25 protein-coding genes are annotated in these 24,823 nt (G+C 67.1%); 4 read left to right on the plus strand and 21 right to left on the minus strand.

Translation table 11 applies throughout. The annotated features are described in order from the left end of the window. Positions 1-183: 183 nt before the first annotated feature. The 7 genes from ilvD to FOE78_RS16255 form a co-directional block, all read right to left on the minus strand. Positions 184-1,872, minus strand: coding sequence for a dihydroxy-acid dehydratase (gene ilvD / locus FOE78_RS16225; RefSeq protein ID WP_143987225.1), 1,689 nt, complete (start codon positions 1,870-1,872; stop codon positions 184-186). Between the two features lie 40 nt (positions 1,873-1,912). Beyond that, positions 1,913-3,271 (minus strand): glycosyltransferase 87 family protein, encoded by a 1,359-nt coding sequence (locus FOE78_RS16230; protein WP_143987226.1) that lies wholly within the window; start codon positions 3,269-3,271, stop codon positions 1,913-1,915. Beyond that, positions 3,268-3,699 (minus strand): HIT family protein, encoded by a 432-nt coding sequence (locus FOE78_RS16235; RefSeq protein WP_143987227.1) that lies wholly within the window; start codon positions 3,697-3,699, stop codon positions 3,268-3,270. Before FOE78_RS16235 ends, FOE78_RS16230 begins: the two co-directional genes overlap by 4 nt. After that, the gene (locus FOE78_RS16240) at positions 3,692-4,657 is read right to left on the minus strand and encodes a 2-hydroxyacid dehydrogenase (RefSeq protein WP_228265853.1); all 966 of its coding nucleotides are present in this window, start codon (positions 4,655-4,657) and stop codon (positions 3,692-3,694) included. The genes FOE78_RS16235 and FOE78_RS16240 overlap by 8 nt, the downstream gene beginning before the upstream one ends. A gap of 64 nt (positions 4,658-4,721) precedes the next feature. Continuing rightward, on the minus strand, positions 4,722-5,486 hold the full coding sequence (hisF, locus tag FOE78_RS16245; protein ID WP_143987228.1) for an imidazole glycerol phosphate synthase subunit HisF: 765 nt from the start codon (positions 5,484-5,486) through the stop codon (positions 4,722-4,724). A gap of 210 nt (positions 5,487-5,696) precedes the next feature. After that, a complete protein-coding gene (locus FOE78_RS16250; protein ID WP_143987229.1) occupies positions 5,697-6,212 on the minus strand; it encodes a putative immunity protein in 516 nt (171 codons plus the stop codon). Positions 6,213-6,242: 30 nt separating this feature from the next. After that, complete coding sequence (locus tag FOE78_RS16255; protein WP_143987230.1) at positions 6,243-6,686, minus strand: DinB family protein; 444 nt, start codon at positions 6,684-6,686, stop codon at positions 6,243-6,245. A 205-nt stretch (positions 6,687-6,891) separates the two neighbouring features. Between FOE78_RS16255 and FOE78_RS16260 the strand changes: the two genes are divergently transcribed. Next, complete coding sequence (locus FOE78_RS16260) at positions 6,892-7,284, plus strand: VOC family protein (protein WP_143987231.1); 393 nt, start codon at positions 6,892-6,894, stop codon at positions 7,282-7,284. A gap of 193 nt (positions 7,285-7,477) precedes the next feature. Here FOE78_RS16260 and FOE78_RS16265 read toward each other — a convergent pair whose 3' ends face one another. Together FOE78_RS16265 and FOE78_RS16270 are read right to left on the minus strand one after the other, a co-directional pair. Beyond that, a complete protein-coding gene (locus FOE78_RS16265) occupies positions 7,478-7,939 on the minus strand; it encodes a DUF805 domain-containing protein (protein ID WP_143987232.1) in 462 nt (153 codons plus the stop codon). A 210-nt stretch (positions 7,940-8,149) separates the two neighbouring features. Further along, a complete protein-coding gene (locus FOE78_RS16270; protein WP_407662662.1) occupies positions 8,150-11,119 on the minus strand; it encodes a DEAD/DEAH box helicase in 2,970 nt (989 codons plus the stop codon). A gap of 281 nt (positions 11,120-11,400) precedes the next feature. Between FOE78_RS16270 and FOE78_RS16275 the strand changes: the two genes are divergently transcribed. Further along, positions 11,401-11,991, plus strand: coding sequence for an SH3 domain-containing protein (locus tag FOE78_RS16275; RefSeq protein WP_143987234.1), 591 nt, complete (start codon positions 11,401-11,403; stop codon positions 11,989-11,991). A gap of 335 nt (positions 11,992-12,326) precedes the next feature. Here the strand turns inward: FOE78_RS16275 and FOE78_RS16280 are convergent, their stop codons facing one another. The 7 genes from FOE78_RS16280 to FOE78_RS16310 all read right to left on the minus strand — a co-directional run bounded on the left by FOE78_RS16280 (position 12,327) and on the right by FOE78_RS16310 (position 17,408). Further along, positions 12,327-12,572 carry a type II toxin-antitoxin system Phd/YefM family antitoxin gene (locus tag FOE78_RS16280; RefSeq protein WP_143987235.1) on the minus strand — a complete coding sequence of 82 codons (246 nt, stop codon included), beginning with the start codon at positions 12,570-12,572 and terminating at the stop codon, positions 12,327-12,329. A gap of 8 nt (positions 12,573-12,580) precedes the next feature. Next, the gene (locus FOE78_RS16285; protein WP_143987236.1) at positions 12,581-13,519 is read right to left on the minus strand and encodes a diacylglycerol/lipid kinase family protein; all 939 of its coding nucleotides are present in this window, start codon (positions 13,517-13,519) and stop codon (positions 12,581-12,583) included. Further along, positions 13,506-14,438 (minus strand): twin-arginine translocase subunit TatC, encoded by a 933-nt coding sequence (tatC, locus tag FOE78_RS16290; protein WP_228265854.1) that lies wholly within the window; start codon positions 14,436-14,438, stop codon positions 13,506-13,508. The genes FOE78_RS16285 and tatC overlap by 14 nt, the downstream gene beginning before the upstream one ends. A 116-nt stretch (positions 14,439-14,554) precedes the next feature. Beyond that, entirely contained in the window at positions 14,555-14,920 is a 366-nt protein-coding gene (tatA, locus tag FOE78_RS24830; protein WP_407662589.1) for a twin-arginine translocase TatA/TatE family subunit, read from the minus strand. A 72-nt stretch (positions 14,921-14,992) separates the two neighbouring features. Next, complete coding sequence (locus FOE78_RS16300; protein ID WP_143987238.1) at positions 14,993-15,277, minus strand: hypothetical protein; 285 nt, start codon at positions 15,275-15,277, stop codon at positions 14,993-14,995. Between the two features lie 110 nt (positions 15,278-15,387). Then, a complete protein-coding gene (locus FOE78_RS16305) occupies positions 15,388-16,392 on the minus strand; it encodes a helix-turn-helix transcriptional regulator (protein ID WP_143987239.1) in 1,005 nt (334 codons plus the stop codon). Beyond that, a complete protein-coding gene (locus tag FOE78_RS16310; protein ID WP_143987240.1) occupies positions 16,389-17,408 on the minus strand; it encodes a helix-turn-helix transcriptional regulator in 1,020 nt (339 codons plus the stop codon). The genes FOE78_RS16305 and FOE78_RS16310 overlap by 4 nt, the downstream gene beginning before the upstream one ends. Positions 17,409-17,550: 142 nt before the next feature. Between FOE78_RS16310 and gluQRS the strand changes: the two genes are divergently transcribed. Next, the gene (gene gluQRS, locus FOE78_RS16315; protein WP_228265855.1) at positions 17,551-18,492 is read left to right on the plus strand and encodes a tRNA glutamyl-Q(34) synthetase GluQRS; all 942 of its coding nucleotides are present in this window, start codon (positions 17,551-17,553) and stop codon (positions 18,490-18,492) included. An 11-nt stretch (positions 18,493-18,503) separates the two neighbouring features. Here the strand turns inward: gluQRS and FOE78_RS16320 are convergent, their stop codons facing one another. After that, positions 18,504-19,250 (minus strand): coiled-coil domain-containing protein, encoded by a 747-nt coding sequence (locus tag FOE78_RS16320; protein WP_143987241.1) that lies wholly within the window; start codon positions 19,248-19,250, stop codon positions 18,504-18,506. 78 nt (positions 19,251-19,328) lie between these two features. Here FOE78_RS16320 and FOE78_RS16325 point away from each other — a divergent pair, with 78 nt between their 5' ends. Then, positions 19,329-20,531, plus strand: a complete 1,203-nt coding sequence (locus FOE78_RS16325; RefSeq protein ID WP_143987242.1) for a DUF3866 family protein — start codon at positions 19,329-19,331, stop codon at positions 20,529-20,531. On the opposite strand, the gene FOE78_RS16330 is transcribed toward FOE78_RS16325, so the two are convergent. The 4 genes from FOE78_RS16330 to scpB all read right to left on the minus strand — a co-directional run bounded on the left by FOE78_RS16330 (position 20,512) and on the right by scpB (position 24,737). Next, complete coding sequence (locus FOE78_RS16330; RefSeq protein ID WP_228266225.1) at positions 20,512-21,576, minus strand: FKBP-type peptidyl-prolyl cis-trans isomerase; 1,065 nt, start codon at positions 21,574-21,576, stop codon at positions 20,512-20,514. The genes FOE78_RS16325 and FOE78_RS16330 overlap by 20 nt on opposite strands. Before the next feature lie 315 nt (positions 21,577-21,891). Next, a complete protein-coding gene (pafA, locus tag FOE78_RS16335) occupies positions 21,892-23,259 on the minus strand; it encodes a Pup--protein ligase (RefSeq protein WP_143987244.1) in 1,368 nt (455 codons plus the stop codon). Between the two features lie 15 nt (positions 23,260-23,274). Then, positions 23,275-24,018 (minus strand): pseudouridine synthase, encoded by a 744-nt coding sequence (locus FOE78_RS16340; protein WP_143987245.1) that lies wholly within the window; start codon positions 24,016-24,018, stop codon positions 23,275-23,277. Beyond that, complete coding sequence (gene scpB / locus FOE78_RS16345; RefSeq protein WP_323125692.1) at positions 24,015-24,737, minus strand: SMC-Scp complex subunit ScpB; 723 nt, start codon at positions 24,735-24,737, stop codon at positions 24,015-24,017. The genes FOE78_RS16340 and scpB overlap by 4 nt, the downstream gene beginning before the upstream one ends. Between the last annotated feature and the right edge of the window lie 86 nt (positions 24,738-24,823).

The raw sequence follows: 24,823 nt of genomic DNA on the forward strand, positions 1-24,823 counted from the left end.
GTCGACCATCCAGACCTGAGACCTGTCCGGCCTCAGGGATCCGATCGGCCGCGGCACCGAGCCCGGGACAGGTCAGCACCTCCCCGTGGCGGCGGTTGTCGGCGATCACATCCCGGTCCGGATGATCTTGCATGTCCGCGACCCTACGGGCCTCTCGACCCCGACGGTCCGGATTATCGCCGATCAACTGCAGATGGCGCCGACGTCGGCGGAGCCGACCAGCTTGGCGTATTTGGCCAGCACTCCCCTGGGCTTGGGTCGATCCGGCAGCGTCCAGGCGTCGCGGCGGCGGGCCAACTCGTCGGCGGGGACGTCGAGCTCGAGGGTGCCTTCGGCAACGTTCAAGACGATCTTGTCGCCGTCCTCGACCAGCGCGATCGGTCCGCCCTCGGTGGCTTCCGGGGCGATGTGGCCGACACACAGCCCGGTGGTGCCGCCGGAGAAGCGACCGTCGGTGATCAACATGACGTCCTTGCCCAGCCCGGCGCCCTTGATCGCACCGGTGATCGCCAGCATCTCGCGCATGCCCGGCCCGCCCTTGGGTCCCTCGTACCTGATCACCACCACGTCGCCGGCGGTGATGGTGCCGTCCTCCAGCGCGTCCATCGCGGCGCGTTCGCCGTCGAAGACGCGGGCGGTGCCCTCGACCACCGAGGTGTCGAAGCCGGCGCTCTTCACCACGGCGCCGTCGGGAGCCAGAGATCCACGCAGGATGGTGATTCCGCCGGTCGGGTGGATCGGTTCGGCCAGCGACCGGATGATCTTGCCGTCGATGTCCGGCGGCGCGATGTCGGCCAGGTTCTCCGCCATCGTCCTGCCGGTCACGGTCAGGCAGTCGCCGTTGATCAAACCGGCGTCCAGCAACGCCTTCAGCACCACCGGTACGCCGCCGACCTTGTCCACGTCGTTCATCACGTACCGGCCGAACGGCTTCAGGTCGCCCAGGTGCGGGATCCGCCGGGACACCCGGATGAAGTCGTCCAGACCAAGATCAACTTCGGCCTCGTGCGCGATCGCCAGCAGATGCAGCACCGCGTTGGTGGAGCCGCCGAACGCCATCACGATCGCGATCGCGTTCTCGAACGCCTCCTTGGTCAGGATCTGCCGTGCCGTGATGCCCTGCCGCAGCAGGTTGACGGCTGCCTCGCCGCTGCGCCGGGCGAAGCCGTCGCGGCGGCGATCGACCGCCGGCGGCGCCGCCGAACCCGGCAGCGACATACCCAGGGCTTCGGCCGCGCTCGCCATCGTGTTCGCGGTGTACATGCCGCCGCAGGCACCTTCGCCGGGGCAGATCGCCCGCTCGATCTTGTCCACCTGTTCGCGGCTGATCAAACCTCGTACGCAGGCACCGACCGCCTCGAAGGCGTCGATCAAGGTGACGTCCTTGCCGTCCACGCTGCCCGGCATGATCGAACCGGCATAGAGGAACACCGAAGCAAGATCAAGTCGGGCAGCCGCCATCAGCATCCCGGGCAGCGACTTGTCGCAACCGGCCAGCAGCACCGAACCGTCCAGCCGTTCGGCCTCCATCACCGTCTCCACCGAGTCGGCGATGATCTCCCGGCTGACCAGCGAGTAGTGCATGCCGACGTGGCCCATGGAAATGCCGTCGGAGACCGAGATGGTGCCGAACTCCAACGGGTAGCCGCCGGCCGCGTGCACGCCGTCCTTGACCGCCTTCGCCAACCGATCCAGCGACAGGTTGCAGGGGGTGATTTCGTTCCAGCTGGACGCGACGCCGATCTGCGGTTTGGCGAAGTCGTCGTCGGTCATCCCGACCGCGCGCAGCATGCCGCGAGAGGCGGTTGCTTCGAGTCCGTCGGTGACGGTGCGGGAACGAGGTTTGAGGTCCGGCTGATCGGTGGCTGGCATGGTCGGTACGCTACCGCCGAGTCATGGTCCTTCGACAGGCTCAGGACCCTGCGACGGGCGCGGCTGCTTCAACCGGACGGGCAGGGTGACGGGATTCGCGGATCATCCGGACAGCCGAGGCGACCAGGATCGCGGTGATCATCAGCGGGCCGAGATTGGCGACCAGTTCCTGCAGTGCGGTGTAGTTCTTCTCCGCGCCGGAGGCGTACGGCAGCAGGGCGAGCGGCAGGCAGGCGCTGACGTAGAGCACCACCGCGGCGCAGGAGTAGGTCATCCACCGCGGCAGCGGGATGTGATCGGCTCGCGCACCCGGCCATGGCCGGCGGCGGATCTGGTAGACGACCGCAATGCCGAGCGGCAGGATCCAGACGAAGTGATGGGTCCAGGACAGTGGCGAGGCCAGGTTGGTGCCAAGGCCGACCAGGGCGATCGCCAGCACGTGGGCGCCCTTCTTCCACCAGTAGGCGCCGACGATCGCGGCCAGCACGGCCACCAGCACGGCGATCGCCAGGCCCAGATACGTGTTGGTCTGGTTCTCACCGAACAAGCGCAGTACGACGCCGAGCAGGGACTGATTGCCCACGTACAACGGGCCCGAGGTGTGGGTGTCGCCGCCGGCCAGGCTCTTCAGGTAACTGATCGTCGCGCTCGGTTGGACGACGGTGCCGACGATCGTCAACACCGCGAAGGTGATCATGGCGGTGATCGCCGGCCGCTTCTTGCCCAAGATCAACAACATCAGCACGAACAGCGCCGGGGTGAGTTTGATCGCCGCGGCCAGCCCGATCAACATCCCCGGCGGGATGATCCGCTTGCGTCCCGGTGTGGCCGGCAGCAGGTCGATGAACACCAACGCCATCAGGAATGTGTTGATCTGCGCGTAGCCGACGGTGGTCCGGATCGGCTCCATCCCGATCACCAGCGCCGCCGACACCAGCGCCAGCGGCAGCCCGCGTGGCACTCCGGATCTGATCATCACCACGTTTTGCGCGATCACGATGCCGGCGATCCAGACGAGTTCCCAGAACAGGAACGGTCCGACCGCCAACGGCAGCATGATGATCGCCGCCGCCGGCGGATAGATGAACCAGAGATGGAAATCCGGCGAGCTCCACTCCATGATGTTCGCGCCGTGCAGCATCGCCCGTACCGCGTAGAAGTAGACCTGCAGATCCATCGTGGACGGCTTGTACGGCCAGAACTTCCCGCCGGCGATGATCAACGGCAGCATCACCATCGACACCAGATAGGCCGGCGTGAATTCCAGCACCATCCGACGGAATCGCTTCCCCCGCGTCATGGGGGCGCCGGCGAGGCTTGCCGTCCGGGCGGGCTCGGCGGAGTCAGCCGAATCGGCGGCAGCGTTCGAGGTGATCTTGCTCGACATCGGATCGGTCATTCGGTGATCTGCCGCCAGACGGCATCGAGTTCGCTATCAGTGGCCATCGGCTTGGGCCCGAACAGTTCGCGCAGGCCGGGCTTGTCTGCGTACCGCGGCAACAGGTGGACGTGCAGGTGGAAGACCTCCTGCCCCGCCACCGCACCGGCCGAGGAGAACAGGTTCAACCCGTCGGCATCGAGTCGATCGACCAGCAGCCGGGAGACCCGGTCGATGGCCGGCGTGATCTCCGCCCAGGCCGACGGTTCACCCAGAACGCTGTCCAGATGGCGTTTCGGCACCACCAGCGTGTGTCCGCGGTGGAACGGCGCGACGTCGAGGAACGAGTACGAGTGCTCGTCCTCATCGATCTTCCGGCTCGGGATGTCGCCGGAGATGATCTTGCAGAACAAGCAGTCCTGAGCTGTGTTCACCGTGGCGTCAGACATGGATCACGTTCTCCAACGGTTGTCCGGTGGCGTAGCGACGAAGCTGGTCCGCGATCAACGCATCGGCCCGCGGATAGAAGGCACTGCTGGCTCCGCCCACATGGGGCGCGATCAACACCCCGGGCGTCGTCCACAACGGATGATCACTGGGCAGCGGCTCCGGATCGGTGACGTCCATCGCCGCGGTGATCCGGCCGCTCGCGGTCTCGGCCAGCAGTGCGTCGGTGTCGATCAGCCTGCCTCGGCCGACGTTGACCACCTGGGCATCGTCGGGCAGCAACGCCAACGCCTGCTTGTCGATCATCTTTTCGGTCTGCGGCGTCAGCGGGGTGATCAAGATCAACACGTCGGCCGCCGGCAGCAGCGCCGGCAACTCGTCGATGGCGTGCACCGGGACCGGTTCGGTTCGGGCGGTCCGGGCGACCCGGGTGATCGAGGCGACCTCGAAGCCCGCGAGCCGGCGTTCGATCGCCTGTCCGATGTGGCCGTAGCCGACGATCAGCACCCGCTTGTCGGCCAGCGAACTGCCCCACTGGAACTGCCAGTTGCCTCCTGCCTGGTTGCGGGCGAACACGTCCAGATGCCGGCCCAGGGCCAGCGACAGCGCGATCGCCATTTCGGCTGTGCTGGCGTCGTGCAGGCCGGCCGCGTTGCAGAGGGTGACGCCGTGCGGGACGTACGGCTGGATGTGTTCGAAGCCGGCGGTCAGCGTCTGCACGACCTTGAGCTTCGGCAGGGTGGCCAACGTGCTCCAGGCGCTCTGGCCGGCGCCCAGGTAAGGGTCGACGTAGAACTCGACGTCCTCGGTCGAGGACGGCAGTTCCGCGCCGGTGAACAGGTCGAGCTGAACATTGTCCGGCAGCTCCCCGAGCCGCTGCCGGGCCTCCTGCTCCGATTCGTACGGCACCCAAGCGCGCATCCGCGTCGTACTCCCTTCCACCTCGGCCGGTCGGTTCATCGGGACGATCTTGCCACGGACGGGCGCCGGCGTCCGCGCGCCGGCGCCGCGGGCTCAGCCGGCCTCAGTTGCGGACCGGGTAGCCCGCGTCGCTCAGCGCCTGCTTCACCTCGGTGATCTTCACCGTGCCGAAGTGGAAGACGCTGGCCGCGAGTACAGCGTCGGCACCGGCCGCGACCGCCGGCGGGAAGTCGCTCGCCTGGCCGGCGCCGCCGGAGGCGATCAGCGGTACGTCCACCACGGCTCGGACTGCCCGGATCATCTCCAGGTCGAAGCCGCCGGTGGTGCCGTCGGCGTCCATCGAATTGAGCAGGATCTCCCCGACGCCGAGTTCGACGCCGCGGCGGGCCCATTCGACGGCGTCGAGGTCGGCGGGCTTGCGGCCGCCGTGGGTGGTGACGCCGAATCCGGACGGCTGCTCCGGCTCGCGGCGGGCGTCCACCGACAGCACCAGCACCTGATTGCCGAACCGGCGGGTGATCTCCCCGATCAGTTCGGGCCGATGGATCGCGGCGGTGTTGATGCCGACCTTGTCCGCGCCGGCGCGCAGCATCGTGTCCACGTCCTCGACCGAGGAGATGCCGCCACCGACGGTGAGCGGGATGAACACCTCACCAGCCGTTCGGTGCACCATCTCCAACGTGGTCTGCCGGCCCTCGACCGAGGCGGAGATGTCCAGGAACGTCACCTCGTCGGCGCCCTCGGCGTCGTAGCGCGCGGCCAGTTCGACCGGGTCGCCCGCATCGCGAAGGTTCTCGAAGTTGACCCCCTTGACCACCCGTCCGTCATGGACGTCCAGGCACGGGATGACACGGACCGCCAGGCTCATGGCGCCACCCTATCCGCGCCGGTCGGGCAGGCTGTCAGGTCATCAAAACTCGGAAAACGGCACACTCGTTCGCCGTTCCATCGACCTCGCACGCTCAGCGTCGAGGGTCAGGGGTCAATGAGTGTATTGATTTCTGAGTTATCGATCCGTCAGTCGTGGCTGATCGGAGCGGCTCCGCGGACAGTCGCGGCGTCCGCGAGGCCCGAGAGCTCAGGACTCGAAGACGAACCAGCATAGATCGTTGCGGCGGCGTTGATCTTCCAGGACCAGTTCGCGAACCGCGCCCGGAAGTTGATCACGCTGCCATCGGCATTCCGTTCGGCCGGCCACAGCCGACTCATCCGCCACGGCGGCGGCACGCACCGCCTTGATCGCGTACGCAGCGGCACCGAGATCATGTTCGGCAACGTGCGCCACTGCGCCGGCCTGGCCGGCGGCGTAGGCCGCAAACCGGGCGGCTCCCTTCAAGTCCCTCGCCGCACCCATCGCCCGACCGCCGGCAGCCCGGGACTCCATCATGGTGACCTCACCCCGTACCCAGGCACGGATGTGTTCGATCGCCTGCCGCGGCCGCGGATCGTCGCGCCGCTCGGACTCGAAGAGATCAAGCACGTGCTCGGCGCAATCGGCCGCCCACAGCGCGAGCAGTTGATGATCATGATCGGTGAGACTGCCGCCGCGCCGAATGGTGATCAGCCGCGGGTCCCTGACCTTGGAAAGGATCACTGCTCACTCCAGCCAACCGTACGAGTTCGATCATCCAGCCGAATAGAGGTCCCTGAGGAGCGCGGCCTCGGCGGCGTGGTGGATCAGCTCGTCAACAGTGTGCAGGACGAGAGCTCGCCGGGGGTGCTCGGCGTAGAACCCACCGATCGGACCGATCGGTTGATCAAGATCGATCTCCGGACGGTTGGTCAACGCGATGAACCGATCGACGACGTCGCGTACGGTTGCGATCGCCATCGCGGCCGAGTCGGCAGGCACCAGCTCCGGCGCGTCCGAGGCGCCGAGCCACTGCCAGTTGCGTTGGCCCCCGACAGCGTCGGCGATGTGATCGAGCCGCCAGCGGATGGTGAGCTCGTCATCCTCGGGCACCGGGCGCCACGCCCACTCGTCGTCGGTCAGCCCGTCCATCCGATCGAGCAGGCGCTTCGTTGCCTGCTCGAACAGTTCTCTCACATCGGCGCGCGGGTACGACATGAGTCCCGATGATCACACATCGTCGGTAGTCGGTTCTCAGGTCCCGGGTCTTCGACACGCTCAGGACCCTTCCGAAGGGTCGTGAACGCCATCGCCCGCTGATTGATGAAGAACGCGGTTTCCGATGTCGATCGGCGCGATCAGCGGGTGATTCTGTTCGCGGGGCGTTCGCGCCCCGGCCGACCCGAGCGGGCATGATCTGCGGATGGACTCTGCCGCGATCCATCATGTCGAGCTCTGGTTGCCCGAGCTCGGCGAACAACTACCCGGGTGGAACTGGCTGTTCGGCGAACTCGGTTGGAAGCCCTACCAACATTGGGAAATCGGGCAATCGTGGCGCGCCGCGGACGGTAGCTACGTGGTGATCGAGCAGTCGCCTGACCTGGAGGATGCGCCGTTTCGCCGGACCCGCGCCGGCATCAATCATCTTGCCCTCACTGCCCCACAGGCGATCGTCGATCGGGTCGCGGCCTCGGCACCAACGAACGGATGGACGTTGCTCTTCGCTCATCGTCATCCCCATGCCGGCGGCGCCGACCACTACGCCGCCTACCTGGAGAATGTGCACGGATTCGAGGTCGAACTGGTCGCCACGTGACACAGCCTTCCGATTCGGCCCGGCACCATAGGCGCAAGACGGTAGCCGTTCGGTAACCCGTGCCGCCAAACGCCGGCCTCGGGTCGCAGCGGCCGCCCGTTCGTGACCGCCTACTCACGGATACCGACTTCCCCGCCGGCGCGGCACTCTTCGCTCGCTCGCCGGCGGCGACGGCTCTTGGTTGAGCGGTTGATCAGCGATCGAACCGGCTGCCCGCAGGATGGGTCGGCAGCGCGACGAAGATGATCATGATGATGGATCCGATCACCGGGACGAGCTGGATGAACCACCACCAGCCGCTGCGATTGGTGTCGTGCAGTCGGCGCACGGTAAGGGTGACGGCGCCGACGAAGTTGATCAAGGACCACGCGGTGGAGGCGATCGACACCTTCACGGTGTGATCAATGATCTCGCTCAGCGAGGTCTGTCCGGTGGGTGCGGCACCGACCACGGCTTGATTGAGGATGGAGAGCAGGACTCCGCCACCGGCGTAGATCAGGAACCACCACCAGAATTCGGATCGGCTCGCCCTGCCGTGCAGCGTCACGCACTTGCGCCAGAACCTGACGAACGCTTGTCCGATGGTGGCGCCGTAGAGCGGTTGATCGAGTACGACGTTCGCGGGCGCGGCGGTCGACGCTGAGGTTGTGGTCATGGTTCTCCTCCGACAGTGAATGATCCGACCGAGTTGGCGGACGATCCGAAGTCATGGCGAGACGAAAACGGCCTGCTGAATCTGACCGCATGGTCAGATTTTAGGCTTAACGGTCAGATCACGGCAATGGCCAAAGCCCACAGGGGCACGTTCATGACAATCGTCAGGGGTTCCGACTCAAGAGATGCGGCGTGCCGCGGTCCGGTACGGTCAGCGATCGTCCGCGACGAAAGGATCAGGAGTGCCGTCGGGTTCTTCCGGACTGAAGTCGATGACACCGCGTCGCATCGCCGCGACCACGCCCCGCGCGGTGATCCGGAGCTGTCCCGGACCGGCGGCGTCGGCGATCTGGCCGGCGAAGTCGATCACCTGACGGATCCAGCGGACGAAGTCGCCGGCGGTCAGGTCGTTGTCGTCCAGCACGTCGGCCAACGGTCGCTGCGCGGCCCAACCGTAGGCGGCGCGAGCGAAGCCGATGTCGGGTTCGCTCGCCCGCTCCAGTCGGGCGTCCCGCTCGGCCAGCGACACCTCACGCCAGATCCGGCGGAGCGCGATCATCGCGTCCTCGGTTCGCCGGTTCGGCATCTGCGGCCGGAACCGCCCATGATCGGATCGCCGCGACTCGTAGATCAGAGTGGACAGCACCGCTGCCAACTGCGGCACGTCAAGATCATCGAACACGCCGGCGCGGATGCATTCGGCGGTGACAAGATCAAGTTCGGCGTAGATCCGGGACAGCATCCGGCCGGCCTCGGTGACGTGATCACCGAGGCCGTCGTCGCGGGATCCCTGCTGTGGTTGGGTTTTCGGTCCGCCGCCTTGCTCAGGGCCTTGGTCGAGGTAGCCGAAGGAGGTCAGCACCAGGCAGATCTTGTCGAACTGCTTGGCGATGGTCGAGGTACGCCGATCCATCTGCCGGTTAGCTTGATCATTCTCTCGTTCCAGCCGGATCGCAGCCGTGGCGATCCGGGCGTGGGTCTCGCGGTCCGGGCAGCTGTGGCACGGATGGGCGGCGAGTTGATCACGCAGTTCGGCGATGCGCTGACCTGCTGCCGGGTCGATCGCGTCGGTGCGATAGCGACCAAGATCAAGATCCAACGTCCGCAGCTTGGCCTCCAGGGCCGCGCGCAGGTTGCGTACCGTTGCCTTGTCCTTGGGGTGATAGTGCTTGGGCACCTTGACGTGACCGACCACCGGCGGCGGGCTCGGGAAGTCGACGATGCCGAGCCGGCGGACCTGGCCCTCCTCGGTCTCCACCTGCGGTTGCGGCGCCTGCCGATGTCCGTGCACGCCGGGATCGATCACCACCGCCCAGCCGGTGGACCGGCCGGCCGGGACTCGGATGATGTCGCCGCGATTGAGCTCCTGCAGCGCGGCCACGGCCTGATCGTGCCGATTCAGCTTGCGATCCCGGGCGGCTTCCGCCTCGATCCGGCTGATCTCCTCCCGGATCCGGGCGTACTCCTCGAAGTCACCGCGATCACAGACCGCCTCGGCCCAGAACTGCTGCGCCTCGGACTTGTTCCGGGCCACCTTGCGGGCCAGCCCGACCACCGAGCGGTCCGACTGATACTGCGCGAACGACTGCTCCAGCAGCGTACGGGCCCGGTCCCGGCCGACCGCACCGACCAGGTTGACCGCCATGTTGTAGGTCGGGGCGAACGACGAATTCAACGGATAGGTACGCCGTGAGGCCAGCCCGGCGACCGCGCGCGGATCCAGACCCGGCTGCCAGACCACGACCGCGTGACCCTCGACGTCGATGCCACGTCGGCCGGCCCGGCCGGTCAGCTGGGTGTACTCCCCCGGCGTGATGTCGGCGTGGGTCTCGCCGTTGTACTTGACCAGCTTCTCCAGCACCACGCTGCGGGCCGGCATGTTGATGCCCAGTGCCAACGTCTCGGTCGCGAACACCACCTTGACCAGGCCTTTCACGAAGGCCTCCTCGACGCACTCCTTGAACGCCGGCAGCAGCCCGGCGTGGTGGGCCGCGACGCCGCGAACCAGCGCCTCGACGAAGGTCGCGTAGCCCAGCGCCTGCTTGTCGGCCCGGCTGAGCCCGGCGGTGTGCCGCTCGGCGATCTCGGTGAGCTGAGCACGTTCCTCGACGTCGGTGAGCATCAGGTGGGAGCCGAGCAGTTGCCGGACCGCGCCGTCGCAACCTGCCCGGGAGAAGATGAAGACGATCGCCGGCAGCAGGTTGGCCCGCTCCAGCGCGTCCACCACGTCGTAGCGGCTGGGCACCGCCAGTGATCGCGGCCGCGCACCGGACCCACCCCTGTCGGCTTCACCCCGATCAGAGCCGCCGCGATCCGATCGACCACCGCGCTCGCCGTCCCAGTTTCGTCGATGCGCGGCGCCGCCGTAGCGGCCGCTGCCGTAGGAGACGGTTCGTTTGCCCTTGCCACTGCGCCCCCGGGGCCGGCGTGAATCGTCGCGGACCGAGCGGGCTTCGGAGTTGGCGATCTTGGTCAGCGCCGGGTTGACCTCGGTACGCCGTTTGCCTTGCTGCGTCTGCCCGGGATGCTGATCGGTGATCGCGGTCGGGGCGACACCCGCGAACAGGTCGTACAGCTTCCGGCCGACGAGCACGTGCTGATAGAGCGGCACCGGCCGCCGCTCGGAAACGACCACCTCGATGTCGCCGCGAACCTCGGCCAGCCAGTCGCCGAACTCCTCGGCGTTGCTGACCGTCGCCGACAACGCGATCAGTTGGACCGACTCGGCCAGCCCGATGATCACTTCCTCCCAGACCGCGCCGCGGAACCGGTCGGCCAGGTAGTGGACCTCGTCCATCACCACGAATCCCAACCCAGCAAGGGTTTTCGAGCCGGCGTAGATCATGTTGCGGAGCACCTCGGTGGTCATCACCACCACCGGCGCCTCGGAGTTGATCGAGGAGTCGCCGGTCAGCAGACCCACGTTGTCGGCACCATGCCGGCGGACCAGGTCGGCGTACTTCTGATTCGACAGCGCCTTGATCGGCGTGGTGTAGAACGCCTTGCGGCCCTGCTGCAACGCCAGATAGACGGCGAATTCGCCGACGATGGTCTTGCCGGCTCCGGTCGGTGCGGCCACCAGCACCCCGGAGCCCGCCTCGACGAAGCCGCAGGCCTCGCGCTGATAGTCGTCGAAGTCGAACCCGTACGCACCGGCGAAGGCGGCGAGTGTCGGGCTCAGCTGAGTGGCGCGGAAGTTGGCGTACGCCTCGGCCGGACTGGTCCGCCGGTCCGCGGACTCGTACTCGGGTTCAGGTTGTGCGGGCATCGCCCCACAACGTACCGCGCGCTTCGTCGGCGGCCTATGAACAGCGATCGGCAGGCGCGATCGGGACCGAACATCACAGCAACCTCGAGGACCCGACAGGCTTTGATCACAGCCCGGGCAAAACGCCCCACGCGACCTCCGGATGTTGCAGGTTTCTTCCAACGGGTCATTTCGACAACCACGAGGAGCACCTGATGACCGCACAGTCCGCCCGCATCGCAGGCAAGATCACCGCCATCACCCTGGGGGTTGCCACGGCCGCCGCCGGCCTGGCCACCGCGCTGCCGACCGCCCACGCCGCTGACAACGGGATCGCCGCGAAGGGCAAGGTGGTCGCGAAGACGACGCTGGCCGAGCATTCGGCGCCCAGCACTTCGGCACCGATCTCCGGCAATGGCTACAAGAAGGGCACGGTGCTCAAGCTCGACTGCAACCTGAACGGGACCAAGGTCGACGGCAACGACGTCTGGTATCGGGTCGCCGGCAAACACAGCTGGGTCGCCGCCCGCTATGTGCAGAACATCGGACATGCACCGATCGCCTGCACCGCTGCGAGTGCCCCGGTCACCGGGAAGGCGACCGCGACGGTGAGCCTGCGCCAGGCGCCGACCACGCATGACCGCACGGTCGGCCACATCTCCAAGGGCAAGACGGCGCACCTGTGGTGCAAGGTGGCGAGCCAGAAGATCGACGGCAACCACACCTGGTACCAGGAATCCAACGGCTGGGTCTCGGCCAAGTACATCAAGACCAGCAAGAGCGTTCCCTACTGCTCCCAGCTCTGAGTACGCCGCCGGGTCACCGAGTCGACGTGATTGGTTCGACGTGGTGATCCTGCCCGGCGCCATAACTGTGGGGTTCCTCAGCGTGATGCGAGCGGCGACCTCACCATCCTCGACACTTGACGGCGATGACCACCAAGTCGTCCCGGGAACACGCCTTCGGGTATCCGACCCCGGACTGCCAACCATGCCTGGGGCGGGCCGATCGCCGGCACCGTGTTCGGCGTGTTCTTCCTGACCGTCGGCATCGCGTCGTTCGGCGCCGATCCCTGGGATCGAGGCGCCAGATCGCGAAAATCGCGGTCGGCCGGTGGTTTCGGCCGTCTGGCGCCTCATAGTCAGGTTCCCGGATCGCCGCCGCTTCCGGCCTCAAGTCGTTCCATCACGTCCAGCAGGCGCCGGGCATTCTTGGGCGATCGCATCAGGTGCACCGTTTCCCGCAGCGCCTCGAACTCCTCAAGCGAAACGATCACGACGGGCTCGTGACCGGCGCGGGCGACGACGACCTCTTCGCGGTCATCGACGACCGAGTCCAGAACCTCGGCGTACCGAGCCCGAGACGCGCCGTAGCTGATCGCCTTCATATCGACCGTCAGGGCAGGCAGACCCTCAGCACGGCCGGGACCTGGGTCACGGTGAGCGGGGCGACGCCGAGCATCTCGCCGTCGCCGAAGCCGACCAAGCCGGGGCCGTCGATGGTGATCTCCCGCACCCGCAGCAACTCGACGCAGGAGGCGCCGACGAAGCCACCGGTGTAGAGCGACGGCATCAGCCGCAACAGCGTCGGCCGGCCGACCGGATGGATGATGGTCACGTCCAGCAGACCGTCCGTCGGGTCGGCGTCCGGGCAGATCCGGATGCCGCCGCCGTAACAGCGGGTGTTGCCGACCGCGATCAACATCGCGTCCAAGGTCCGCGGCACGCCGTCGATGGTGAGTTGGTAGTGGAGCGGCTCGAAGGTACGCAGCACCGACATCAGCGCCAGCGGATAGCGCGAGGAACCCTTCGGCCAGGTCATGTCGTTGGCCCGGCGATTCACCATCGCATCGAAGCCGCTGGCCACGATGGTGCCGATGTAGGCGTCGCCGACCCTCGCGAGGTCGATCGCCCGCTCGTGACCGGACAGGATCACGTCCAGCGCACCAAGCGGGTCGGTGGGAACGTCGAGGCCGCGGCACAGATCGTTGCCGGTGCCCGCGGGGATCAGGCCCAGAGTTGGCGCGGCCGGACCGTCCACCTGGGCGCGGACCAGTTCGTTCACGCCCAGGTGCAGCATGCCGTCGCCACCCATCACCGCGACCACGGACGCGTCGGAGCCGGCGGCCTTGTTCAGCAGCCGGTGCGCCTCGTCGTAGTTGCGGCTGAGCCAGATGTCCAGTTCGTGGCCCGCGTCCCGGATCCGGCCTGCGATCTCCGGCAGGAATTCCTGCGCCCGGCCCTTGCCCGCCGACGGGTTGACCACCAGCGCGATCTTGCCGGACGGGCGTCCACGACGCCCGCCGGCACCCTCCGTACGATCAGGAGGTGGCATCGTCCTGACCGGTGGACTTGTTCAGCCCGAGCAGGTCGGCCACGGTCTGCCGGCTCTGCGTCTTGATTTCGTCGGACGTCGGCAGTTGCGGCAAGTCATCAACCTCACGACCATCCAGCTCGGCCAATGCTCGATCGTTGGCGATGCCGCGGCCGGCATCTACCTCGCCGTCACCAATCTTGTTGCGGATCGCTCGATCGTGGATGTGACAGATCACCTCGGCGGCCAGGAACAGAATCGTCATCGGGACCGCGAGCAGCAGCATCGACAACGGGTCTGTCTGCGGGGTGGCGATCGCACCGAACACGAAGCAGCCGAAGATGACGAACGAGCGTGCCTTGGAGATCTGCTTGGCCTTCAAAATCCCGAGGAAGTTCAGACCGACGACGAACACCGGCAGCTCGAAGCCGGCCCCGAACACGATCATCACTCGGATGAGGAAGTTCAGGAAGTTCTGGATGTCAAGCAGGTTGGTGATGTCTCCGTCACCGGGCGTGAAGCCGATCAGCACCGCGATGCCCTTGGGAATCACGAAGTAGGCCAGGCTGACACCGAGCAGAAAGAGCGGGATGGCCGCGCTGAGGAAGATCAGCGTCATCTTCTTCTCCTTGGCCAACAGGCCAGGAACGATGAAGGCCCAGATCTGGTAAATCCAGATCGGCGAGGTCCCGATCAGTGCCGCGATGAAGCAGGTCTTCAGCACGAGAGTGAACGGATTCGTCACACCCTCGACCACCGACTGGACGTGAAGCTTCGGATGCTGCTGTTGAAGCTGCGCCTGCGCGATCTCGTACGGCCGCATCAGAATGTTGAAGATCTGATCGTGGAAGACGTACGCGATCACCGTGCCGACGATGATCGCGACCGCGATCACGACCAGTCGATACCGCAGTTCGCGCAAATGCTCGAACAGCGTCATGTTGCCGTCCTCCGGCATCGGAGGCGGCTTCAACCAGGCGAGGCTGAACCGAATCGGTCGGCCTCGGATGCTCAGTGCCACTACGGGGTGAGGTCAGCGCCCAGGAGGCCCCGGCCTCAGGCGTCGCGGCGGGAGTCGTAGGGCTGGGTCGAGCTGCCGGTCGGATACTGCGGAGCGGCCGGCTGGGCCGGGGTGCTCTGCGGCTGCGGCTGCTGAGCGGCCGGAGCCTGCTGCTGCGGAGCCTCGACGGCCGGCGGCGTCTGCTGCACCGGCTTGGCGGGGCGATCGACAACTTCGGCGTCGACGACGTCGTCCTTCTTGTCGTCGCCACCCAGGCCCTTCGTCTCTTCCTTGAACTCCTTGATGGCGCGTCCGGTGCTCTTGCCAAGACCAGCCAGCCGGGCGCCGCCGAACAGCACCAGCACGATCACGAGAATGATGATCAGCTCGGTCGGGCCGAGATTGAAAGCCATCGGGGTCATGGGTGTTTCCCTCATTTCACGTCTGAAAGTTGCATCTGGCCGGCAGCATCGGTGCCCCGGCCGCAACGTGGATCATCCTACGTCGTCGACCGTGGTCCCAAGCGACGCGGAGGTTGCATTCTGTTCAGTTTGATCCGCGGCCGGACGGATCCGGCGCGCGGCGGGCCCGGGCTCGATCGCGGACGAGTCGGGGAGTTGGATCCGGGAGACGATCTCGAGCAGCTGCTCGCTCCGCTTGCCCAGCACCTTCACCTCGGCGAACACGTCGGATGCCTTGTGGGCAAGCCAGACCGCGTACGCGACCAGCGTGATCAGCCCCGCCACGGCGATGCCGCCGAACACGAAGACCCAGATCACGCGCACACCTTAACGACCGGAACCAACACCGTCACCCCGCTGTCCATGTTTGTCACCCCGCTGTCCATGTTTGTCATTAGACTGTTTGCCGGGTTTCCGGACGGCACGGCTCAGCGCTGGCCGCTCAGCGCGGCGTATTGATCGAGCGCCTCGGTGGCGGCGTCGGCCGCCGAGTCACCGGCACCTTCAGGAGCCAGTACCCGAGCGCCGCCACCCAGCCGCAGCAGCAGGCCGCGCAGCCAGGCCGGATCGCTGACCCGCAGCGACACGGTCAGACCGCCGTCGTCGGCCTCGGTCACCTGCTCGGTCGGGTAGTACTCCGCCACCCAGGCGGCGCTGCGATCCAGCGCCAGGGTCACCATCGGCGCGTCCTTGAGCGCGTCGAACCAGCCACCGGCCAGGTCTCGCAACTCGACATCGTGTTCGGCTACGTCGACGTCGGTGATCTCCACCGCGGCGATCCGATCCAGCCGGAACGACCGCAGCGCGTTCGCCGAGTAGCACCAGGCGTCCAGATAGCCATAGCCGTCCAGCACGAACACTCGCAGCGGGTCGACAAAGCGATGCGTGGTCTCGGCCCGGGACGCCACGTCGTAGGTCAACTCGAGCCGCTTGCCCCGGTGCAACGCCTCACCGACGGTGCCCTGGATGTCCTCCCGGCCGCCGGTCACCCGGACCTCGGCCCGATCACTGACCTGCGCCACCGCCTGCAACTTCTCCAGCGCCCGGTCGATGGCTGCCCGGTCCTCGCGCGCGGTGACGCCCCGCAGCGTACGCAGCGCCAGCAGCAGGGCAAGCGCCTCGTCAGCGGACAGCCGCAGTGGCCGGGTCAGATAGTCGGCGTTGGACAGGTGGATGACACCCTGACCTTCGACCGCGTCCATGTCGATGTCGATCAGGTCGCCCGGGCTCAGGCCCGGCAGGCCGCACATCCACAACACGCCGAGATCCTCACGGATCCGTTCCGGGGTCACCCCGAACGCTTCGGCGACATCGGCGATCGCTGCCCCGTCGTGTTCGCGCAGGTACGGGATCAGGCTCAGCAGCCGGCGGACCTGCGACTGCGAGGTCTGCGCCGCCGCCTGCCGACTCGGTGCCGTCGGTTTCTCCCTCATCGGGCGACGCCTCCGATCGCCGGGGCCGGATGGCGCCGGGGAGACGAGCGCGTCGCCGACACTGCGCGCAGCCGGTCGATCACGGCCGTACGCAGTTCGGCCGGTGCCAGCACCACGGCGTCCGCGGCGTAGCCGGCGATCTCCTCGGCGGTGAAGCCGAGGTCGGCGTATCCGACCTCGACCACCTCGAATCCGTGCGGCCAGGGCGAGGGCAGCTCAGCCAGCCGCGCCGCCGAGGCGGGCCGGCCATGCCGTCGCAGGCTGGGAGCCTTGCCGGGCCGGATCGCGATCACCGCGGTGGCTCGCGGTTCGTCCGGCGCCAGCGAACGGGCCAGCGCACGCAGGTCGAGATCGACCGGCACCTCGTACGCGCCCTCCCGGGAGACTCGTTTGGGCAGGCTGCTGATCCGCGACAGCTTGAACATCCGGGTGGCGTCGCGGTCAGTGTCGTGACCGATCACGTACCAGCGGCCGCGGTTGGAGGTCATCCCCCATGGTTCGAGGGTGCGCGTCTCACCGTTCCGGTAGCCGAAAGCGACCCGGACCCGGTCGATCACCGCGTGCCAGAGCGGTTCGAACGCGGGTTCGTTGGCCGACACGCTCGGCTGCAGCGACGACAGCTGGGAGGCGTCCGGTTCGATCCCGGCCGCACGCAGCTTGGCCAGCGCGCTGCGGGTCGATTCGGCGACTGCAGCGTGCTGCCAGGATCGGGCGGCAACCCCGACCACGGCGGCTTCCTCGGCGTCCAGTTCGATCGGCGGCAGTTCGAAGTCGGACCGCTCGATCCGGTAGCCGGGCTCGTCGTCGAACAGGGGATCGTAGGAGCCGACCTGGAGCGGGATGCCCAACCGGCGCAACTCCTCCTTATCCCGCTCGAAGGTGCGTTCGAACGCCTGGTCGGAGAGGTCGTGATAGCCCTCGACGATCTCCCGGATCCGGGATTTGGGCAGGAAATTCCGCGTGACCAGCAGGCAGATCGTCAGGTTGAGGATCCGCTCGGTCTTGCGGGGTGCCATGGCGCTGTGGCTCCTGAGTTACGGGCAAATCGGGCAGGCTGATTGGCCGGTGACGCTGGCCGTACGGATGAGATTGGCACGCTACCATCACACAGCCGTTCGATTATGCGCCGCGCCCGTGCTTTTCCCAAGGGGTACGCGGGTGGCCGGCGCAGCGCCCACCGCCACTATCTTTGCCGGGGTGATCCGCGGCCGCTACGCACCGAGCCCGACCGGTGAACTGCACCTGGGCAACCTGCGCACCGCGGTGTTGGCCTGGCTGTTCGCGCATCGCGACGACTCCGACGGCGATCGGGGCGAGCTGCTCTACCGGATCGAGGATCTGGACGCCTCCCGGGTCCGGCCGGGTGTTGCCGAGGCGCAGCGCCGGGATCTGGAGTCGCTGGGGCTGGACTTCGATCCGCCGCTGGTCGTGCAGTCGGAGCGGTTCGCGGCCTATCGGGCCGCGCTCAAGGCGCTGGCCGACCGCAGCTATCCGTGTTTTTGCACCCGGCGCGAGATCGCCGAGGCCGCCTCGGCGCCGCATGCGGTTGCGGGCCGCTACCCCGGCACCTGCCGGGGCCTGACCGCGGCCGAGCGGGCCGAACGTGCCCGGACTCGTACGCCGGCGCTGCGGCTGCGGGCCGCCCCGGACGAAGTGACGATCAGCGATCTGCTGCACGGTGACGTGTCGGGCCGGCCGGACGACATCGTGTTGCGGCGCAACGACGGGGTTGCCGCCTACAACCTGGCGGTGGTGGTCGACGACGCGGACAGTGAGGTGAATCAGGTGGTCCGGGGGGACGACCTGTTGGAGTCGGCGATCAGCCAGGCGTATCTGACGCAGCTACTCGGCCGCCGGGTACCGATCTACGCCCACGTCCCGTTGGCGCTGAACTCCGACGGACGCCGGCTGGCCAAACGCGACGGCGCGGTCACCCTCTCCGACCTGGCCGCTGGCGGCGTCGGCCCGGATCGAGTGCTGACCAGAATCGCCGCCTCGCTCGGTCTGGCCGGGCCCGACGAGCCGGTGTCACTGCGGTTGCTGCTCGAGCGTTTCGACGCCGCCGCGCTCCCCCGCCCGCCCTGGATCGTCGACGGTTGAGGACCCGACCGCTACCGATCCTCGCCGTCGTTTCGGTCGATCAAGCGAGTGAGCAACTGGACGATCTGATCCTGCCCGGCCGCGGCCTGGTCCAACTGTGCCCGGATCGACAAGAACCCGTCGTCGACCTTCTGCTCCAGGTCGATGAACCTGCGATCAACCTCCACGAACCGCGCGGCCGTCTGCTGACCGAGAGCATTGATGACGGACGTGTTGGCATCGGTCTTTCGGGAGAGCCCGTCGACCTTGGAATCCAGACCCTCGACCCGCTCCCCCAACACATCGACCTTGGAATCCAGACCCTCGACCCGCTCCCCCAACACATCGACCTTGGAATCCAGACCCTCGACCCGCTCCCCCAACACATCGACCTTCGAATCCAACCCGTCGACCCGCTCCCCCAACACATCGACCTTCGAATCCAACCCGTCGACCCGCTCCCCCAACACATCGACCTTCGAATCCAACCCGTCGACCCGCTCCCCCAACACATCGACCTTCGAATCCAACCCGTCGACCCGCTCCCCCAACACATCGACCTTGGAATCCAGACCCTCGACCCGCTCCCCCAACACATCGACCTTGGAATCCAGAACCTCGACCTTGTGGTCCACGACGTCCACTTTGGCGCCCACGCCGGCCAGGTCCCGGTCCCGCGCTGCGGCTAGGTGGCGAGCGGCTGCAGCGTCTTCGGCAACCTCGGACAGACGATGTTCGACCGCGTCCATCCGCGACCTCAGTTCCGCAAGCTCCGACATGTGGGAAGACTAACCGACAGTGCGGAGCGGCCGGCGGTCTTCATCCACAGGCCACCACCCACCACTAAGCTCGGCGGCGTGATCGTCTGGGCAGAGGGGACCGTGACCGAGGTCGGCGAACGCTGGCCGGGTGCTGCCGAGGTGATCGTCGAGACCGATGACGGCCGCAGTTTTCGGTCACTGGCCTACCTCGATCTGGTGCCCGAACCGGATCGCGGCGACCGGGCGTTGATCAACATCGCCGCGGTGGAGCGCCGGCTCGGCACCGGCGGTTACGCGCTGGTGATCGCCGTACTCGATCAGGACGGCAGGCTGACCGGGCAGCCGGAGCCGCCGCACGGTCATCTGGTGAAGGCCCGCTACACCCCCACCCAGGCGATGATTCGCGGGGTGGACGAGCAGGGCACCGAGTTCCATGATCAACTCGCCGGCGCCGATGATCTTGACGGGCTGCCGGTGATCACCGCGGATCTGCATTCGGCGTTGCCGGCGATCATCGCCGGCATCCGGGCCGAGACCGCCGATCATGATCAACTTCCGAAGATCGCCTATCTGATGACCGACGACGCGGCGTTGCCGCTGGCGTTCTCGAAGACGGTGGCCCAGTTGCGGCAGGCCGGCTGGCTGGACGTGACCATCACCAGCGGTCAGGCGTACGGAGGTGAGCTCGAAGCCGTCAACGTGCACACCGGCCTGCTGGCAGCCAAGATCGCTGCGGATGCGGATCTGGTGATCGTCACCCAGGGCCCGGGCAATCTCGGCACCGGCACTCGCTGGGGTTTCTCCGGTACGTCGGTGGGCGAGGTGATCAACGCGGCATCGGTGCTCGGCGGCCGGCCGATCGGGGCGCTGCGGATCTCCACTGCCGACCCGCGACCCCGGCATCGTTCGATCTCCCATCACAGCCTGACCGCGTACGGCCGGGTGGCACTGCGGCCGGCCGACCTGGCCGTACCGGACCTGTCGGACGTGTCGGCACTGAGCGGGATTCGCGATCTCTACGTGTTGCCGCGGTTCGCGCCGCGGGTGGACGAAGCGGTCGAGCCGCTGGGCGAGTTGCACCGGCTGCATCGGATCGAACTCGACGGGCTGGACCGAGCCCTGCTGGACTGCCCGGTCCGGCTGTCCAGCATGGGCCGCAACCTGGACGCCGACCCGGCCTACTTCCTGGCCAACGCCGCCGCCGGTCGGCTCGCCGCCCGACTCTCCGAGTTGTCAGTCGCTGGTGTGGGTATAGCCAAACCAGCGACTGACAAGTCGGCTACTGGCCGGCTTGGGTGAAGAGGATGTCGACCAGCATCACCACGGTGTCGTCCTTGCTGATGCCCTGGCTCTTGTCGTCGTACTTGTAGGCGGTGCCGGGCGGGAAGACCATGATCAATCTGCTGCCGACCTTGTGTCCGACCATCGCCTGCTGCATCGCCTTGTTGCGGGTCGGCGAGTAGGTTCCGGTCTGTTGATCGAGCTGCGGGGTGAACGGCGTGCCCCAGCTGTTGTCGACGACCTTGCCGTTCTTCCACAGGATCGTCTGCGAACGGGTGGTGACGTTGTCCGTCGCCTTCACCGCAGCACCGGTCCCGGTGATCAACTCCTCGGTCGTGATCTTGGTCGGCGGATCGGTCTTCGGGATGGTGACGACCGGCTTGTCGCCGGCGAAGACGACCGTCGGCAGCTTCGGGTCGGGCTTGTTCACCTTGCCCTCGGCGCTCGTCAGCGTGGTCGCCTTGACGTCGATCACGAAGATCAACGAGTCGCCGACCTTGATCCCGGCCGAGGCGTTGCCACCGCTGCTGTCGTAGCCGTCGGTGCTGGTCATGCCGACCAGCACCCGATCGCCGACCTGCTTGCCGGCAATCCCCTTCTTGAATCCGGGCACCAGATTGCTCAGCGGATAGGTGATCGGCGAGCCGCCCTTCTTGAAGGACGAGTCGAACGTCTTGCCGGTACGACCGTCGATGCCGACGTAGTCGAAGGTGACGGTGCCGTCGTCCTGCACCTTCGCCCCGTCCTTCTGCGTCCGGTCCAGCACCTTCGACTGGGTCTTGTTGATCGCCCACGGGTGCTTGAAGGTCACCGTCGGCTCGGTGCCGAATCCACCCTTGACGGTGATCCCGTCCAGGTTCGTCGACGGCTTGATCGTCGGCGACGGGCTCGCGCTCGGAGACGCGCTGGCCGTCGACTTCGCGCTCGCGGAGGGTGAGTTACTCGTCGACGGCTTGTCGTTGCTGCAAGCGCCCAGGAGAGCGAGACTCGCGGCGACGGCGGCCGTGATCAACAGCTTGGCCGCGCGGCGCGGCTGACGGGCATCGGATGGTGTCGACGTCATGCTCACGCGCTCGGATCCTCTATCTCTGTCATCGGTACGGCAAAGTCGGCAAGACCCTACCCGCCCGAACTGAGAACGACATCTCCGACGTCACAAAGGGGTCCGGGGTGATCCCGGTCTGCCGCCACCACGAACGCCTGAAGCAGCGATGAATATCCCGGCGAGCGCCCCAGCGCGAGACCGACTCCGGAGCCTGCGGAGGAGTCGGAGTGAGTTGGGCATCCAAGAGTCACCACGGCGGGGGTGCGGGGGTCGCCCCCCGCAACGCAAGACGCCGGACCAGACCGCGGCAGCGGCACCGACTCGACCGCGTTATCAGGACCTCATCGAGGCGATGAGGCGGTCGACGCGTTCGTCGGTGGCGGCGAAGGGGTCCTTGCACAGGACCGTGCGCTGGGCCTGGTCGTTGAGTTTCAGGTGCACCCAGTCGACGGTGTAGTCGTTACGGCCTTCCTGGGCATGCCGGATGAAGTCGCCGCGCAGCTTGGCGCGGGTGGTCTGCGGCGGCACCGACTTGGCCCGGAAGACGGCCGGGTCGGTGGTCACTCGGGCCGCCGAACCGCGCCGCTCCAGGAGGGTGAACAGTCCGCGACCGCGGCGGATGTCGTGGTAGGCCAGATCGAGTTGGGCGATCCTGGGATCGGCCAGACTCAGCCGGTGCTTGGCCGCGTACGCGTCCAGCAGTTTGAGCTTGATCGCCCAGTCGATCTCGGTGTCGATCAGGCTGAGCTTGTCCTCCGCGACCGCACGGACGGCACGTTCCCACAGATCCAGCACCCGCATCGTGGCCGCCGTCTCCAGACCGCGGGCGGTGACGAACTCGGACACCTTCTCCAGATAGGCGGTCTGCAGATCCAGCGCGGTGATCTTGCGTCCGTTGGCCAGCGAGACCAGTACCCGTCCGGTCCGGTCCCGGCTGATGTCGCGGATGGCCCGGATCGGGTTCTCGCAGGTCAGGTCGCGGATCGGCACCCCGGCCTCGACCAGCCGCAGCACCAACTCGGTGGCGCCGACCTTGAGCAGCGTGGTGGTCTCGCTCATGTTGGAGTCGCCGACGATCACGTGCAGCCGGCGATAGCGCTCCGGGTCGGCATGCGGCTCGTCCCGGGTGTTGATGATCGGCCGTGACCGGGTGGTGGCACTGGACACCGACTCCCAGATGTGTTCGGCCCGCTGGGACACCGAATACTCCGCGCCCCGTACGGTCTGCAGCACCTTGCCGGCGCCGCAGATCAACTGCCGCGACACCAGGAACGGCACCAGCACGTCGGTGATCTTGGAGAAGTCGCCGATCCTGCTGATCAAGTAGTTCTCGTGGCAGCCGTAGGAGTTGCCGTGGCTGTCGGTGTTGTTCTTGAACAGATAGATGTCGCCGGTGATCCCCTCGGCCGCCAACCGTTGCTCGGCGTCGATGATCAAGTCCTCCAGGATCCTCATCCCGGCCGTGTCGTGGGCGATCAAGGTGTCAAGATCATCACACTCTGCGGTGGCGTACTCGGGATGCGATCCGACGTCGAGGTAGATCCGGGATCCGTTACGCAGAAAGACATTGCTGGATCGGCCCCAGGTGACCACCCGGCGGAACAGATAGCGCGCGACCTCGTCCGGCGTGAGCCGTCGGCTACCGCCGGAGGTGCAGGCAACGCCGTACTCCGTCTCCAGTCCGAAGATCCGCCGATCCATGCCGCTGCCCCGTCGTTACCTGTTGATCAAGTCGAGTAGTTTGCCGAGTTCGTCGCGATCAAGATCACGTAGCTCGCCGGGCTTCAGGTTGCCGAGTTTCACCGGTCCGATGGCAACTCGGGACAGCCGGCGAACCGGGTGACCGACCGAATCCAACATCCGTCGCACGATCCGGTTTCTCCCTTCGTGCAGAGTGACGGTCACCATGCTACGTTCCGCGGTGGTCGAAACGAGGCGAATCTCGTCGGCGCGTACCGGACCGTCATCCAAGATCACCGGCCGGCGCAGCTTGTGCAGCGTCGCCCGGTCCATCGCACCGGCGACCTCGGCCACGTAGGTCTTGGAGATCTCGTACGAGGGATGGGCCAGCCGATGTGCGAACTCGCCGTCGTTGGTGAGGATCAGCAGGCCCTCGGTGTCGGCGTCCAGCCGGCCGACGTGGAACAGCCGCTCCTTGCGGCCCTCGACGTACTGCGCCAGGGTTGGCCGGCCCTCCGGATCGTCCAGCGTGGAGACCACGCCGCGCGGTTTGTTGAACGCCAGATAGACATGCCGCCGCGGTGGCGGGATCCGGGCGCCGTCGACGCGGATCACGTCGGTCTGCGGATCGACCCGCATGCCCTGGGTGTCGACGGTCTTGCCGTTGACCTCAACCCGTCCCTCGGCGATCATCTGTTCGCTGGCTCGCCGGGACGCGATGCCGGCGGCGGCCAGCACCTTCTGCAGCCGGACCCCGTCGACGTGCTCGCCGTTGGTCATCCGCGCTGCTCCTGTCCGGATTCGTCGAGCTGGTGGTCGCGGTCGAGTTCCGGCCCTTCGACGGGCTCAGGGACCTCTCCCGTGCCGGGGTCGGGGACGACGGCGAGCTGGCCGAGCTCGGCCTCCAGTTCGGTCGCCTCGGGCAGGTACGGGGCCAGCTCCGGGAGGTCGTCCAGCGACTGCAACCCCATCCGTTCCAGGAAGTAGTCGGTGGTGGCGAACAGGGTCGCTCCGGAATCCTCGGCGCCGATCTCGGCGATCAGCTCGCGGGCCAGCAGCGTCCGCATCACGCCGTCGACGCTCACGCCACGTACCGCGGACACCCGCGACCGGCTGACCGGCTGCAGGTAGGCGATCACCGCGAGCGTCTCCAACGCCGCCTGGGAGAGCTTGGCCTGCTGGCCCTGCAGCACGTAGCCGCTGAGCAACTCGGCGTGCTCATCCCGGGTGTAGTAGCGCCAGCCGCCGGCGACCGAGCGCAACTCGAAACCACGGCCGGTCTCGTCGTAGAAGCGGACCAACTCCGCCAACGCATCGGCAACAGCCCCGGTCGGAGTGTTCAGCGCCGCGGCGAGCGCCGTCTCGCTGACCGGTTCGTCGGCGATCAGCAGCAGCGCCTCGAGCGCGCTCTGCAGTTGTTCCGGCGAGCGGGTCGGCGGGGCGTCGATGAGTGCATCGTCGGGTTGCGGATCCGGTCCTTCGACGGGCTCGGTTGCCACGGGTTGCGTTGCTCGTCCTTCGACAAGCTCAGGACCCTGGGGTAGCGCATCCGGTCGGGCATCTTCGGCCACCTCGGGTTGCTGGT

It is taken from the genome of Microlunatus elymi (genome assembly GCF_007362775.1).
Taxonomy (GTDB): domain Bacteria; phylum Actinomycetota; class Actinomycetes; order Propionibacteriales; family Propionibacteriaceae; genus Microlunatus; species Microlunatus elymi.

What these genes read in the sequence shown, in the direction of transcription:
- ilvD (WP_143987225.1), bottom strand. Translation starts at nt 1,872, where the DNA reads ATGCCAGCCACCGATCAGCCGGACCTCAAACCTCGTTCCCGCACCGTC.
- FOE78_RS16230 (WP_143987226.1), bottom strand. Translation starts at nt 3,271, where the DNA reads ATGACCGATCCGATGTCGAGCAAGATCACCTCGAACGCTGCCGCCGAT.
- FOE78_RS16235 (WP_143987227.1), bottom strand. Translation starts at nt 3,699, where the DNA reads ATGTCTGACGCCACGGTGAACACAGCTCAGGACTGCTTGTTCTGCAAG.
- FOE78_RS16240 (WP_228265853.1), bottom strand. Translation starts at nt 4,657, where the DNA reads ATGAACCGACCGGCCGAGGTGGAAGGGAGTACGACGCGGATGCGCGCT.
- hisF (WP_143987228.1), bottom strand. Translation starts at nt 5,486, where the DNA reads ATGAGCCTGGCGGTCCGTGTCATCCCGTGCCTGGACGTCCATGACGGA.
- FOE78_RS16255 (WP_143987230.1), bottom strand. Translation starts at nt 6,686, where the DNA reads ATGTCGTACCCGCGCGCCGATGTGAGAGAACTGTTCGAGCAGGCAACG.
- FOE78_RS16260 (WP_143987231.1), top strand. Translation starts at nt 6,892, where the DNA reads ATGGACTCTGCCGCGATCCATCATGTCGAGCTCTGGTTGCCCGAGCTC.
- FOE78_RS16265 (WP_143987232.1), bottom strand. Translation starts at nt 7,939, where the DNA reads ATGACCACAACCTCAGCGTCGACCGCCGCGCCCGCGAACGTCGTACTC.
- FOE78_RS16275 (WP_143987234.1), top strand. Translation starts at nt 11,401, where the DNA reads ATGACCGCACAGTCCGCCCGCATCGCAGGCAAGATCACCGCCATCACC.
- FOE78_RS16280 (WP_143987235.1), bottom strand. Translation starts at nt 12,572, where the DNA reads ATGAAGGCGATCAGCTACGGCGCGTCTCGGGCTCGGTACGCCGAGGTT.
- FOE78_RS16285 (WP_143987236.1), bottom strand. Translation starts at nt 13,519, where the DNA reads ATGCCACCTCCTGATCGTACGGAGGGTGCCGGCGGGCGTCGTGGACGC.
- tatC (WP_228265854.1), bottom strand. Translation starts at nt 14,438, where the DNA reads ATGACGCTGTTCGAGCATTTGCGCGAACTGCGGTATCGACTGGTCGTG.
- tatA (WP_407662589.1), bottom strand. Translation starts at nt 14,920, where the DNA reads ATGACCCCGATGGCTTTCAATCTCGGCCCGACCGAGCTGATCATCATT.
- FOE78_RS16305 (WP_143987239.1), bottom strand. Translation starts at nt 16,392, where the DNA reads ATGAGGGAGAAACCGACGGCACCGAGTCGGCAGGCGGCGGCGCAGACC.
- FOE78_RS16310 (WP_143987240.1), bottom strand. Translation starts at nt 17,408, where the DNA reads ATGGCACCCCGCAAGACCGAGCGGATCCTCAACCTGACGATCTGCCTG.
- FOE78_RS16320 (WP_143987241.1), bottom strand. Translation starts at nt 19,250, where the DNA reads ATGTCGGAGCTTGCGGAACTGAGGTCGCGGATGGACGCGGTCGAACAT.
- FOE78_RS16330 (WP_228266225.1), bottom strand. Translation starts at nt 21,576, where the DNA reads ATGACGTCGACACCATCCGATGCCCGTCAGCCGCGCCGCGCGGCCAAG.
- pafA (WP_143987244.1), bottom strand. Translation starts at nt 23,259, where the DNA reads ATGGATCGGCGGATCTTCGGACTGGAGACGGAGTACGGCGTTGCCTGC.
- FOE78_RS16340 (WP_143987245.1), bottom strand. Translation starts at nt 24,018, where the DNA reads ATGACCAACGGCGAGCACGTCGACGGGGTCCGGCTGCAGAAGGTGCTG.